Origin of the sequence: Streptomyces sp. WAC 04229, from assembly GCF_003947455.1 — a bacterium.
Lineage (GTDB): Bacteria > Actinomycetota > Actinomycetes > Streptomycetales > Streptomycetaceae > Streptomyces.
Genome location: NZ_QHJH01000011.1, coordinates 81,039 through 93,579, shown reverse-complemented (window position 1 = coordinate 93,579; position 12,541 = coordinate 81,039). Strand labels below are relative to the sequence as shown.

Below are 12,541 nucleotides of genomic sequence, written 5' to 3'. Positions count from 1 at the left end.
GGGGCGGACGGGCGGGCACCTACTGGACCCAGCTCCTCGGCGGCTGAGCACGCGGGACGGACTCGGCACGCGATCTTGGCGGAACGGCACTCTCCGGGCCAGGATGCCGGTATGAAGGGTGACCTCTTTTCCAGTGAGCACATGGTGCAGCCCGCCTCCGCGCCGGGCATGACCGTCGAGAACTCCAAGTGCATCCGCTATTCGGTGAACGGTGAGATGCTCGCCCGGCAGGGCGCGATGATCGCCTACCGCGGCCAGCTCCAGTTCGAACGCAAGGGCCAGGGCGTGGGCGGCATGCTCAAGCGCGCGGTCACCGGCGAGGGGCTGCCGCTGATGGCGGTGCGCGGACAGGGCGAGGCCTGGTTCGCGCACGAGGCGCAGAACTGCTTCATCGTGGAGGTCGAGCCCGGCGACGAGTTCACGGTGAACGGGCGCAACGTCCTGTGCTTCGACGCCTCGTTGTCGTACCGCATCGCCACCGTGAAGGGCTCGGGCATCGCCGGCGGCGGGCTCTTCAACAGCGTCTTCACGGGACACGGCAGGCTGGGGCTGGTGTGCGAGGGCAGCCCGCTGGTCATCCCGGTCTCGCCGCAGTACCCGGTCTACGTCGACACGGACGCGATCGTCGGCTGGTCGGCGGGGCTCGAAACCTCCCTGCACCGTTCGCAGTCCATGGGTTCGATGCTGCGCGGCGGCTCCGGGGAGGCGGTCCAGCTGCTGCTCCAGGGTGAGGGCTACGTGGTCGTCCGGCCGAGCGAAGCGACACCGCAGAAGGCGCAGCAGCACTGATGACCGCACTGATCGGGATCACGGAGATCGAAGCCGCGGCCCAGCGGATCGCCGGACATGTCGTCCGCACCCCGACCGTGCCAAGCCCCGGGCTGTCCGCACTGCTCGGGGTTCCGGTCGCCGCGAAACTGGAGCTGCTCCAGCGCACCGGCTCGTTCAAGGCGCGGGGCGCGACGGCGAAGCTGCTGACGCTGACCGAGGCCGAGCGGGCCGCCGGGGTCGTCGCGGTCAGCGGCGGCAACCACGGCATCGCCGTGGCGGTGATGGCCGCGGCCCTGGACGTGAAGGCGACGGTGGTCATGCCGCGCACGGCACCGGCCCGTTCCGTCGAGATCGCCGAGGAGGCGGGCGCGCTGGTGCGGCTCACCGACGGCATGGACAGCGCCTTCGCGCTCGTGACGCGCCTGCGCGAGGAGGGACTGACCCTGGTCCACCCCTTCGACGACCCGGTGGTGATCGCCGGTCAGGGCACCGTGGGGCTGGAGTTCGCGGAGGACGCCGGGGACCTCACCGACGTGCTGGTGAGCATCGGGGGCGGCGGTCTGATCGCGGGCGTCGCCGCGGCGCTGCGGGCACGGCGGCCGCAGCTGCGGGTGTGGGGGGTGGAGACCGAGGGCGCCGAGGCGATGTCCCGGGCGCTGGCTGCGGGCGGGCCGCTGCCCGTGGCCCTGTCGTCGATCGTCACCACGCTCAGCGCCCCGGCCGTCTCGCAGGTGACGTACGAGCATGTGTCGGCGCTGGTCACCGAGGTGCTGGTGGTGTCGGACCGGGAGGCCGTCGAGGGGTCGCTGGCGCTCGCCGAGCACGCCAAGGTGTGGACCGAGCCGGCGGCCGGGTGTCTGCTGCCGGCCGCCCGGCGGGTGGTGGAGCGGGTGGGGGACGACGCCCGGCTCGGCCTGGTGGTGTGCGGCGGCAATGCCACGACCGCCGACATGGCATCGTGGGCGGACCGGTTCGGGTTGCGCTGACACCGATGGCCGGCACCGATTGCTGACACCGTTTCCAGCACCGGATCCGTAATTACCGCCGGTTACCCCCAGGTGGGCATCGGAATTCCGGTGCCGCGCGGTCCGGCGGCGGAATTCGGGACGGACGAGCGTGCGGGACCATCCAGCTCAGGGCTGGTCCATACCGGGTCGGTCGCTTTTCCCGCATCCATGGTCGCGCAGGTGTTCGGCGCATTTTGAAGAAGGGTCAGAAAGGGTCCCGGATCGCGCATTCGTTGAACGCGGCCGGGCCCGCTCACCGTATCCCTGGACAAGCTGAGAGCCAGCGGTGCGAACGAGGGATGGCCATGGGCTGGGCGCACGTCTCCACACACGAGATGGTCGCCGGGCGGTACCGCCTGCTGGAGGTCGTCCACGAGGAGACGAACCGCGTCTGCTGGTCCGGGGAGGACACCGGGACGGGCCGTCCGTGCCTGGTCACGCGGATCGCGCTCCCGGAGGAACAGTCCGGCGACACCGCCCGCCGGGCCACCGGGCGAGTGGTCCGCACCTGCGAGACCGTGGAGCGGCTGTGCCCCGGGCGGATCGTACCGGTGGTCGACGCGACCGTCGCGGACGGCGCCCTGTGGACGGTGACCGAGTGGGTCGGCGGGGTGCCGCTCGGCGACCTCCTGCACCGGCAGGGCACCTTCAACTACGTGCGCGCCGCTCGCGTCGGCCTGGAACTGCTGGCCGTGCTGGACGCGGCGCACGGCGAGGGCATCACCCACGGCGAGCTGAGCCCGGGCCAGGTGTTCGTGCGCGAGGACGGCTCGGTCGCCGTCACCGGGTTCGGACTGGCCGGCGCCACCCTCGCCCCGCGGCTCACCGCGCCCTCGTACGCCTCGCCCGAGCAGGCCCGCGACGAGCGGATCGGCCCCGCTGCGGACCTGTGGACGCTGGGCGCGATCCTCTACACCATGGTCGAGGGGCGTCCGCCCTTCCGCGACCGCGGCCGCCCCGAGGCGACGCTGAAGGGCGTGGACCGGCTGCCGCTGCGCACCCCGGCGCGCACCGGTCCGCTCACCCAGGCGGTGCTGGGACTGCTGCGCAAGGACTCCCGCGAGCGGCTGACCCGCCCGGTGGTCCGCGAGGCGCTCACCCGGGTGCTGACGGAGGACCCCGACACGGCCGTGCGCGAGGTTCCGCGCCCCCGTCGAGCGCGCGTCCGTCACCGTCGAAACCGGCCGACGGCACGCTGCCCGCCGGGTTCGGCCGCTACGACGCGCCGGAGGGCTTCTCCGTGGCCCTGCCCGGGAACTGGCGGCGCCTGGACACCTCTCGGGTGCCGGACGGGGCCTACCGGGTCGTCTTCGGCGCGTCCGGCGACCCGCGCACCCTCGCGGTCACCTACAGCGAGCGCGCGGGCGCGGACCCGGTCGCGGTGTGGCGCGACGACGTCGAGCCGGGACTGGAACGCTCGGGCGGCTACCGGCGGATCGGCGAGATCCGGGCGACGACGTACCGGGGGCGGGAGGCCGCCGACATGCAGTGGGTGGCCTACGACGACGGCGACCGGCTCCGCACCTTCGGCCGCGGGTTCCTCCTCGGCGGCGGGCGCAGCTTCTCGCTGCGCTGGACGGCCCCGGCCGCCGACTGGGACGACGGCGAGAACGAACGGACGCTCGCCACGTTGCTCGGAAGCTTCCGGGAGGACACGGCCTGACCGCTTCCCTCCCCTTTACGGCGGTTTTCCCTCCGGCCGGGCGGGGACCCGGACGCCATGGCACACATCGGATACACGATGATGACCGAGCAGGCCGGCCCACGTGAACTCGTCGGCCATGTGGTGCGGGCGGAGGAGGTGGGGTTCGACTTCTCGGTGACCTCGGACCACTACTTCCCCTGGCTGCGCTCGCAGGGCCACTCGCCGTACGCCTGGAGCGTGCTGGGCGCCGCGGCTCAGGCGACCTCCCGCATCCCGCTGATGACGTACGTGACGTGCCCGACCTTCCGCTACCACCCGGCGGTGGTGGCGCAGAAGGCGGCGACGCTGCAACTGCTGTCCGAGGGCCGGTTCCGGCTGGGTCTCGGCTCGGGCGAGAACCTCAACGAGCACGTGGTGGGCGGCGGCTGGCCGTCCGTCGACGTGCGGCACGAGATGCTCCGGGAGGCCGTGGAGATCATCCGGGCGCTCTTCGAGGGCGGCCACGTGAACCACCGCGGCACCCACTTCGACGTGGAGTCGGCGCGGCTGTGGGACCTGCCGGAGAGCGCGCCGCCGATCGGGATCGCCGTCTCCGGCGACCGCTCCTGCGCGCTGGCGGGCGAGTTCGCCGACCTCGTGATCGCCACCGAGCCCAAGGCGGAACTGTTGGCGGCCTTCGACCGGCACGGCGGCGCGGGCAAGCCGTGCGTGGGCCAGCTGCCGGTCTGCTACGACCCCGACCGGAAGGCGGCGGTGGAGCGCGCCCACGCCCAGTTCCGCTGGTTCGGCAGCGGCTGGAAGGTCAACTCGGAGCTGCCCCACCCGGACTCCTTCGCGGCGGCCACCCAGTTCGTCACCCCGGAGGACGTCGCCGGGTCCATCCCCTGCGGCGACGACCCGGACGCCTTCGTGGCGGCCGTGCGCCCGTACGTGGAGGCCGGGTTCACCGAGATCGCCCTGGTGCAGATCGGCGGCGAGTCCCAGCACGCCTTCCTGGACTGGTCGGAGAAGACCCTGCTGCCCGCGCTCCGCGAGGCGCTGGGCGATAGCCGGCCGACCGCGGGGTAGGAGAGGGCTCTACGTCCGTCCCGCTGGAGGTCACTCGTGAACACCACCGTGCACAGGACCCTCGTCGTGCAGATCCGGACGGGCGACACCGACCGTTTCCCGGTACTCGCGCACTTCTCCTACGACGCGCGGGACCCGTTCGCGCTCACCGTGGTGTTCAGCCACGACGGCCGCGTCCTCGCCCGCTGGACACTGGACCGGCAGATGGTGGGCGAGGGGCTGACGCGGCCGGTCGGCGTCGGCGACGTACGGATACGGCCGCAGTCGCGGGGCGTGTGGGACGAGCTCCGCATCGAACTGCTGGGCGACGACCGGTCCGACGGGGACCGCCACCGCGCCGTGGTGTTCGTCTGGGCCGCGGCCGTCGAGGCGCTGCTGCGCGAGACGCACGCCGTGGTCCGGCCGGGCACGGAGCGGGTGCGCGTCGACGACTTCCTCGCGGAACTGACGGCCGAGGGCTGACTCCGCCTCAGTCGGCGGTGTGCCGGTGCCGGGTCCACATCGGGATCCCGAACCAGCAGATCAGGTACCAGAGCACGACGCCGGTCACGACGTAGGGCACGACCCCGTTGTGGGTGGCGACGCGCAGGATCAGCAGGAGCGAGCAGGCCATGGTGGCGAGCAGCCCCACGAGGCCGAGCATGGTCAGCCGGGACGCCCACCGCACCGCCTGGGGTTTCACCCGCCGCCCGGACACCAGACGGTGCAGGGACACGGGGCCGATCAGGGCGCCGGTGGTCACGGCGCCGAGCACCACCGTCACCAGGTAGATCCGCTGGTCGGTGGCGGAGAGTTCCTCGTACTTGGACTGGAACACCACGGTGAGCAGGAAGCCGAACAGGATCTGCACGCCCATCTGCGCGACGCGTACCTCCTGGATCAGCTCCGACCACATCCGGTCGGCCCGCTCCTCCTCGGTCTCGTTGCGGCCTCTGCGCCGCCCCCCGCCGTCAGCCGTTCCCGAGTCGGTCACGGTTCCTCCCGATCGCCGTCGCCCGTGTGTTCTCCGTTCCCACCTCTGTTCCCGCGATCCCCGCACTCAGGCGCCGGGCCGGGAGGAGGACGCCCGGTTTGAGGGAACGGCGGGCGGTTACACGGGCCGAACCCATCGGCATACAGGGAGGAAGTGCGAAGGATGTCCGACACTCAGCTCACCGTGACGCTCAGCGGCGGCGGCCTCGACGACGCGCGGGCCATCGTGCGGGCACTGGAGGACGTCTTCGGGGCACCCGACGGCCGTCCGGCCGACGAGCGGGCGACGGTGCGCACCGCGACCTTCGACTCCCCGCCCTCACCTCAGGCCGCCCCGTCACCGGCGCGGGCCGCGCTGTCCGCGCCGGTGACGGTCACCGTCCAGGGCACGCCGCAGGCCGTGGAGGCGGCGAGCACGACGCTGTCGCACGCCTTCAGCACGCGCGACGAGGGAGCGGCCGCCGGGGACCAGGAACGCGAACGGCAGTTGCTCCTGGTGCCGTGAGGCCGCGGCGGACCGGCTACCAGCGGGCCTCGACCTGGTCCTTGATCCGCCGGTCGTAGAGGTCGCGGATCGCCGCGAGGGTCCGGTCGGAGAGTTCCGGGAGCCGGGCGGCGTCGGTGTTGGCGCGCGCCTGTTCGGGCGAACGGGCTCCCGGGATCACCGTGGTCACACCGGGCTGCTGGACGACCCAGCGCAGGGCCAGCTGGGCCGGGGTGTATCCCTCGGGGGCGAGCGCGGCGAACTGGGCGGCGGCCTCCACACCGGTGGCGAAGTCGACGCCGGAGAAGGTCTCGCCCTGGTCGAAGGCCTCGCCGTGCCGGTTGAAGTTCCGGTGGTCGTTCTCCGCGAAGACGGTGTCCTTGGTGTACTTGCCGGACAGCAGTCCGGAGGCGAGCGGCACCCGGGCGATGATGCCGACGCCCGCCTCCCGGGCCGCGGGCAGCACCTCGGCCAGGGGCTTCATCCGGAACGGGTTGAGGATGATCTGCACGCTCGCCACGTTCGGCCGGGCGATCGCGGTCAGCGCCTCCTCGCAGGTCTCCACGCTCACGCCGTACGCGGCGACGCGCTCCTCCTCGACCAGCGTGTCCAGGGCGTCGAAGACCTCGTCGCTGGAGTAGACGGGCGTGGGCGGGCAGTGCAGCTGCACCAGGTCGACGACGTCGACGCCGAGGTTGCGGCGGGACCGGTCGTTCCACTCGCGGAAGTTGTCGAGGACGTAGTTCTGCGGGATCTGCTCGACCCGGCGGCCCATCTTGGTGGCGACCAGCACGTGCAGGTCGGGCCTGCCGCGCAGGAACGTGGCGATGGTCTCCTCGCTGCGGCCGTCGCCGTAGACGTCGGCGGTGTCGAAGAAGGTCACGCCCGACTCGGCCGCCGCCTCCAGCACCGTGAGGGCCTGCTTGTCGTCGACGTCCCCCCAGTCGGCGCCCAGTTGCCAGGTGCCGAGGCCGACGACCGACGCGTGCTGATCCGACCTGCCGAAAGTGCGCTCGTCCATGGCGTCAGTCTGTCATCCGCCGCGCGCCCGCGGTTCTGCGGGCCTGCGCGGCCCGCGCCAGCCGCGGTCCCAGCCAGCGCTTGAACCGGCGCAGCGCCTCCAGCCGCCCCGCCGCCCGGTCCAGCCGGTAGTAGAGGCCGGGCGGGACGTGCGGCAGCAGGGGCGAGTGGCGCTGCCCGAGCAGGGCGAACATCTGCTCCGGGGGCAGCCGGAGGTAGCGGGGCAGGTTCTCGTACCACTGGGCGCTGAGGCGGGCGGCGCTCTGCACCGGCAGCAGGGCGGCCCTGCGTTCCCTCTCGTACCGGGCGAGCGCTTCGGGCAGGCGGTTGTGCTCGCGCAGCGCCGCGGCCAGGGCCATGGCGTCCTCCAGGGCGAGCGTGGTGCCGGCGCCGATGGAGTAGTGCGTGGTGTGGGCGGCGTCGCCGAGCAGGACGAGGTTGCCCCGGGACCAGGTGCGGTTGGTGAGGGTGCGGAAGGCGGGCCAGCCGGCGTGGGCGCGACCGCCGCCGGAGCGTGCGCTGAGGGGGTGTCCGTCCAGGACGTCGGCGAAGAGCTTCTCCAGCAGGACCAGTGCCTCGCCCTCGTCGGCGCGGTCGAGGCCCAGACCGGTCCAGGTCTCGGGCGCGCACTCGACGACGCAGGTGCTGCCGCCGGGACCGAACCCGTACCCGTAGGCCCAGATCCAGCCGTGGTCGGTCTCGGTGAAGGCGAAGGTGAAGGCGTCGAAGACCTTGGTGGTGCCGAGCCAGACGTAGCGGTTGCGGCCGAAGGTGATCTCGCTGCCGAAGTGCGCGGCGTGGTGGGTGCGCAGCGCGCTGCCCACGCCGTCGGCCGCGACCACGAGGTCGGCGGCGGGCGGGTTGGCGCCGGTGATCTCGTGGTCGAACTCCAGGCGCACGCCGAGGGAGCGGGCGCGGGCGGCGAGGATCTCCAGGAGCCGGTGGCGGCCGATGCCGAAGCCCTCGTCGCCCTGGTGCCGGGTGGAGAGGTCGCCGACGTGGGCGACGCCGTCGCGCCAGCGCACGGAGTGCTCCTCGACGGCGCGCGCCGATTCCGGGTCGTGCTCCCGGAGCCGGTCGAGCAGTCCGCGCCAGTAGGTGACGCCCCAGCCGTAGGTGGAGCCCTCCGGGTCACGTTCGTAGACGGTGATGTCGTGGGACGGGTCCTGCAGCTTCAGCAGGATGGACAGATACAGTCCGGCGGGCCCGCCGCCGACACAGGCGACCTTCACACACACCCCTGGTATGCACTCGTCGCGGTCATGGGGACACGCAGAGTAGCAAGGACGGGGTGGAAAACGGCGTCACCCGGCCGACGGGTCCGCGCGGATCAGCCGACGGTCGCCGTGCGGCACTCCGGGTGGCCCCAGCCCTGGTCGTTCTTGGCGATGGACTCCCCCGCCGCGTACGCGCGTCCGCACAGGCAGCGGCCCGGGAACTTCGCCTTGATGGTGCGCGTCGCGGAACCGTTGCCCTTGCGGGCGGTGCCCGGCTTGCGGCGCGGCGGCTTCCCGGCCGCCGGGGCGTCGGGGGCGGGCGGCGGCTCCGGGGAGCCGAGGCCGCTGCCCGCGGGCTCCTGGGCCACCGCGGCCTGGCTGGCGGCGCGGTCGGCGAAGTCGTTGAGGCGGTCGCCGTCGACCTGGTGGGCGGGGACGTAGCGGAAGTCGACCGAGCGGCCGGCGAGCAGCTCGTCGATGCGCACGACCAGTTCCTGGTTGGCGACCGGCTTGCCGGCCGCCGTCTTCCAGCCGTTGCGCTTCCAGCCGGGCAGCCAAGTGGTGACGGCCTTCATGGCGTACTGCGAGTCCATGCGGACCTCGAGCGGCACGTCCGGGTCGGTCGACGCCAGCAGGCGTTCCAGCGCCGTGAGTTCGGCGATGTTGTTGGTGGCCCTGCCGAGCGGGCCGGCCTCCCAGCGGGCCGGACTCTCCGAGGCGTCGGCCACCACCCAGGCCCAGCCGGCCGGACCCGGGTTTCCCTTCGACGCCCCGTCGCACGCGGCCACCACACGTTCACCCATGCGCCCGATCATGCCATGGCGCGGCGGGGCTCCCGGACCGGGCTCAGGCGACGTCCGTGATCTTCGGCATCTCCCCCTCGGTGGTGGTGATGTCGATCACCGAGAAGGCCGCGCCCTGCGGGTCGCTCAGCGCCGCGAACCTGCCGAACGGGGTGTCCATGGGCCCGAACCGCAGGACGCCGCCGCGTCCGGTGGCGCGGGCCACGGCCGCGTCGCAGTCGGGGACGGTGAAGTAGACGTTGACGTAGGGGGGAACCTCGGGCGGGAAGTCGTCCCCCATGGCCATGCGGCCCAGGACGGTGCGCTCGCCGAGGTCGAAGAGGCGGAAGTCCACCCCGTCGTCCTCCATCTGCTTCGCCCTGTAGGGGAAGACCTGGGGGAAGAAGGCGTCCGACTTCCCGGGGTCGCGGGTGAAGACCTCGGCCCAGCAGTACGCGCCGGGCTCGGCCATCACCCCGAAGCCCTCGTGGGTGCCCGCCTGCCAGACGCCGAAGACGACGCCGCTCGGGTCGCGGGCCAGGCACATGGTGCCGTAGTCGCCGACCTGCATCGGCTCCATCACCACCTCGCCGCCGGCCTCCCGGATCCGGGCCGCGGTCGCCGCGGCGTCCCGGGACGCGAGGTAGAGGCACCACTGCGCGGGGCCCTCCTGGCCGGGCATGGGCGGGACCACGGCCGCCACCGCCTTGCCGTTCGCATACGCTTCGGTGTAGTTGCCGTACTCCGTCGAGGACTCGCCGAAGGTCCAGCCGAGGACGTCGCCGTAGAAGCTCTTGGCTGCCTCGACGTCGCCGAACATCGCGTCGGCCCAGCAAGGGGCCCCTTCAGGTTGCACGGCCATGGTGCCGCCTCCCGTGCGCGTGAATGGTCCGGACGGCAGGGGCCGTCCGCTTCCTCACGCTAGTCACCCCCGGCCCGCCCCGCGCGCCGGAGGCACGCCTCACTTCCCGGCGTACGCGAGCTCCAGCGCGGCGATGTCGAGCTTGCGCATCGCCATCATGGCCTTGTTGGCGCGCGCGACCTTCTCGGGGTCCGGGTCGCGGAACATCTCCTCCAGCCGGATCGGGACGACCTGCCAGGACACGCCGAAGCGGTCCTTGAGCCAGCCGCAGGGTCCCTCCTCGCCGCCGCCCTCCGTCAGCTTCGCCCAGTAGTGGTCCACCTCGTCCTGGTTCTCGCAGGAGATCTGGAAGGAGACCGCCTCGTTGAACCGGAACTGCGGGCCGCCGTTGAGGGCGACGAACTTCTGGCCGTTGGCGGTGAAGTCGACGGTGAGGACGGTGCCGGCGGGCTGGTACGACCCCTCGGGGTAGTGGGTGACGGCGCCGATGCGGGAGTTCTTGAAGAGGGAGACGTAGAAGTGGGCGGCCTCCTCGGCCGTGCCGTCGAACCAGAGACACGTGGTGAATCCGTCGGTGCTCATGACTGCCTCCTGGGCGTGGAACTCGGTCACCACTGCCGACCGGCGCGGACCGCGAAAGTAATCGCTCTGCTCGTGGCGAATCTGCCGCGGGCAGAGAACGCGCCGCCCGGGGCCACGGCGGGCCGAGAGTGAACGAGTGAGGGAAACGCGGCGCCGCGAGCCGCGTACCACCCACCCTCCAGGACCGTCCACGACTCGACGAGGAGCGCCGATGTTCCCACTCATCGCCGGCCCCGGCCCGGCCGCACTGCCCCGAGCGGAGGAGGGCGACACCCCCTCGACCCGGTTCGACGAGCAGCTCGCCGCGCAGTTGCTCGACCAGCGGATCGTGCTGCTGGGCACGCAGGTCGACGAGGTCTCCGCGAACAGGGTCTGCGCCCAGTTGCTGATCCTTTCCGCGCAGGACCCGCGCGCCGACATCAGCCTGTTCATCAACAGCCCCGGCGGCTCCGTGCACGCGGGGCTCGCCGTCTACGACACGATGCGGCTGATCCCCAACGACGTCTCGACGCTCGCCATGGGCTTCGCCGCCAGCATGGGTCAGTTCCTGCTGAGCGTCGGCGCGGCGGGCAAGCGCTACGCCCTGCCGAACGCGCGGGTCATGATGCACCAGCCCTCCGCGGGCATCGGCGGCACCACCGCCGACATCGAGATCCAGGCCGACAACCTGGAGTTCACCAAGCGGACCATCGAGCGGATCACGGCCGAGCACACGGGCCAGACCCCTCAGACCATCTCCCGGGACGGCGACCGCGACCGCTGGTTCACGGCCGAGGAGGCCAAGGAGTACGGAATGGTGGACCGGGTCGTCCAGTCCCTCGCGGACGTGCGTCCGGCCGCCCCCGCCCGACGGATGGGACTGTGACATGGGGAGCTACACGATTCCGAACGTCGTCGAGCGCACCCCGCAGGGCGAGCGGTCCTACGACGTGTTCAGCCGGCTGCTGTCGGAGCGGATCATCTTCCTGGGCACCGAGATCGACGACGGCGTGGCCAACGTCGTGATCGCGCAGCTCCTGCACCTGGAGTCGTCGGCCCCGGAGACCGAGATCGCCGTCTACATCAACTCCCCGGGTGGCTCGTTCACCTCGCTGATGGCGATCTACGACACGATGACGTTCGTGCAGGCGCCGATCTCGACGTTCTGCGTCGGGCAGGCGGCGTCCACGGCGGCCGTGCTGCTGGCCGGCGGGGACCCGGGTCGGCGGTTCGTGCTGGAGCACGCGCGGGTCCTGCTGGGACAGCCCGCCAGCGGGGGCCGGCAGGGCACCGTCTCCGACCTGGCGCTGCAGGCCAAGGAGATGGTCCGGATCCGCTCGCAGGTCGAGGAGGTGCTGGCCCGCCACACCCGCCACGACGTCGCGACCCTGCGGGCCGACATGGACCGCGACAAGGTGTTCACCGCCGAGGAGGCCGTGGCGTACGGGCTGGCGGACGAGGTGCTCGCCCGGCGCCTGGCGCGGGTGTGAGGAACCGGGCCGGCGTCGCACGGGGCGCCGGCCCGGAGGGCCGCTCAGGCGGCCAGGCACATCCCGTCGTACCGCGCGCCGGATGCGCCCCGGCCGGCGCCCGCGCCGGTGTGGCGCGAGGTGAGGCGGACCAGCTCCCCGTGGGCCCGGGCCAGCAGGTCGCCCAGGGAGAGCCCGAGGGCAGCCGCGGCGGCGGCGAGCACTTCCGACGACGCCTCCTTGCGCCCGCGCTCCACCTCCGACAGGTACGGCATGGAGATCCGGGCGGCCTCCGACACCTCCTTCAGGGTCCGCTCCTGGGCGAGGCGTTCGCCGCGCAGGACGTCGCCGACCAGATCGCGCCAGAGGGGCTCGCGGGCGGTGGGCCGCCTTCGCTCCGGGGACACCGGCGCGACGGCGGGGCGGGCCGCCGGGCGCGTGGCCTGGGGGCGCAGGGGGATGACGCGGGCTTCGTTCGGCACGTGGCTGGTCACCTCCTCAGCCTAGGAGCCCGGCCGCGTCACGGAAGGGTTCGGCATTCCGCCCTGAGGGGAATCCGCGGATGACGGGGGCCACCCGCGGGACTACGCTGAGACAGGAGGCATCACCCCGCGACGACGCGGCGGCGGCACCCGTTTTCCGCCACCCGTGGGAACGGGGGGCATGTGCTGCCGTGACCCGGG

14 protein-coding genes and 1 pseudogene are annotated in these 12,541 nt (G+C 72.6%); 8 read left to right on the top strand and 7 right to left on the bottom strand.

Annotated elements, in window-relative coordinates:
* Positions 1–111: 111 nt before the first annotated feature.
* The 5 genes and pseudogenes from DMH12_RS05545 (at position 112) to DMH12_RS05525 (ending at position 4,953) form a co-directional block, all read left to right on the top strand.
* Complete coding sequence (locus DMH12_RS05545; RefSeq protein WP_125490408.1) at positions 112–789, top strand: AIM24 family protein; 678 nt, start codon at positions 112–114, stop codon at positions 787–789.
* Between the two features lie 8 nt (positions 790–797).
* A complete protein-coding gene (locus DMH12_RS05540) occupies positions 798–1,757 on the top strand; it encodes a threonine/serine dehydratase (RefSeq protein WP_125490417.1) in 960 nt (319 codons plus the stop codon).
* A 320-nt stretch (positions 1,758–2,077) separates the two neighbouring features.
* A pseudogene (locus tag DMH12_RS05535) lies at positions 2,078–3,441 on the top strand (serine/threonine protein kinase).
* Positions 3,442–3,498: 57 nt separating this feature from the next.
* Positions 3,499–4,491 (top strand): LLM class F420-dependent oxidoreductase, encoded by a 993-nt coding sequence (locus tag DMH12_RS05530; protein WP_125490407.1) that lies wholly within the window; start codon positions 3,499–3,501, stop codon positions 4,489–4,491.
* Between the two features lie 36 nt (positions 4,492–4,527).
* Positions 4,528–4,953 carry an SsgA family sporulation/cell division regulator gene (locus DMH12_RS05525; RefSeq protein ID WP_125490406.1) on the top strand — a complete coding sequence of 142 codons (426 nt, stop codon included), beginning with the start codon at positions 4,528–4,530 and terminating at the stop codon, positions 4,951–4,953.
* A 7-nt stretch (positions 4,954–4,960) separates the two neighbouring features.
* Here DMH12_RS05525 and DMH12_RS05520 read toward each other — a convergent pair whose 3' ends face one another.
* The gene (locus DMH12_RS05520; RefSeq protein WP_125490405.1) at positions 4,961–5,464 is read right to left on the bottom strand and encodes a DUF6328 family protein; all 504 of its coding nucleotides are present in this window, start codon (positions 5,462–5,464) and stop codon (positions 4,961–4,963) included.
* Between the two features lie 162 nt (positions 5,465–5,626).
* Between DMH12_RS05520 and DMH12_RS05515 the strand changes: the two genes are divergently transcribed.
* Positions 5,627–5,968: a hypothetical protein gene (locus DMH12_RS05515; protein WP_125490404.1), complete on the top strand. Its 342-nt coding sequence runs from the start codon at positions 5,627–5,629 to the stop codon at positions 5,966–5,968.
* A gap of 16 nt (positions 5,969–5,984) precedes the next feature.
* On the opposite strand, the gene DMH12_RS05510 is transcribed toward DMH12_RS05515, so the two are convergent.
* From DMH12_RS05510 to DMH12_RS05490, 5 genes are all read right to left on the bottom strand, one after another.
* Positions 5,985–6,968, bottom strand: coding sequence for an aldo/keto reductase (locus tag DMH12_RS05510; protein ID WP_125490403.1), 984 nt, complete (start codon positions 6,966–6,968; stop codon positions 5,985–5,987).
* 4 nt (positions 6,969–6,972) lie between these two features.
* Positions 6,973–8,205 (bottom strand): FAD-dependent monooxygenase, encoded by a 1,233-nt coding sequence (locus DMH12_RS05505; RefSeq protein WP_125490402.1) that lies wholly within the window; start codon positions 8,203–8,205, stop codon positions 6,973–6,975.
* Positions 8,206–8,297: 92 nt separating this feature from the next.
* Positions 8,298–8,999, bottom strand: a complete 702-nt coding sequence (locus DMH12_RS05500; protein WP_125490401.1) for a ribonuclease H — start codon at positions 8,997–8,999, stop codon at positions 8,298–8,300.
* A 31-nt stretch (positions 9,000–9,030) separates the two neighbouring features.
* Complete coding sequence (locus tag DMH12_RS05495; protein WP_125490400.1) at positions 9,031–9,828, bottom strand: VOC family protein; 798 nt, start codon at positions 9,826–9,828, stop codon at positions 9,031–9,033.
* 99 nt (positions 9,829–9,927) lie between these two features.
* Positions 9,928–10,410, bottom strand: coding sequence for a VOC family protein (locus DMH12_RS05490; RefSeq protein ID WP_125490399.1), 483 nt, complete (start codon positions 10,408–10,410; stop codon positions 9,928–9,930).
* A gap of 211 nt (positions 10,411–10,621) precedes the next feature.
* On the opposite strand from DMH12_RS05490, the gene DMH12_RS05485 reads away from it, so the two are divergent.
* Positions 10,622–11,275, top strand: a complete 654-nt coding sequence (locus DMH12_RS05485) for an ATP-dependent Clp protease proteolytic subunit (RefSeq protein ID WP_125490398.1) — start codon at positions 10,622–10,624, stop codon at positions 11,273–11,275.
* A gap of 1 nt (position 11,276) precedes the next feature.
* The gene (locus DMH12_RS05480; RefSeq protein WP_125490397.1) at positions 11,277–11,879 is read left to right on the top strand and encodes a ClpP family protease; all 603 of its coding nucleotides are present in this window, start codon (positions 11,277–11,279) and stop codon (positions 11,877–11,879) included.
* A 44-nt stretch (positions 11,880–11,923) separates the two neighbouring features.
* On the opposite strand, the gene DMH12_RS05475 is transcribed toward DMH12_RS05480, so the two are convergent.
* Complete coding sequence (locus DMH12_RS05475; RefSeq protein ID WP_125490396.1) at positions 11,924–12,352, bottom strand: RodZ family helix-turn-helix domain-containing protein; 429 nt, start codon at positions 12,350–12,352, stop codon at positions 11,924–11,926.
* Positions 12,353–12,541 lie beyond the last annotated feature (189 nt).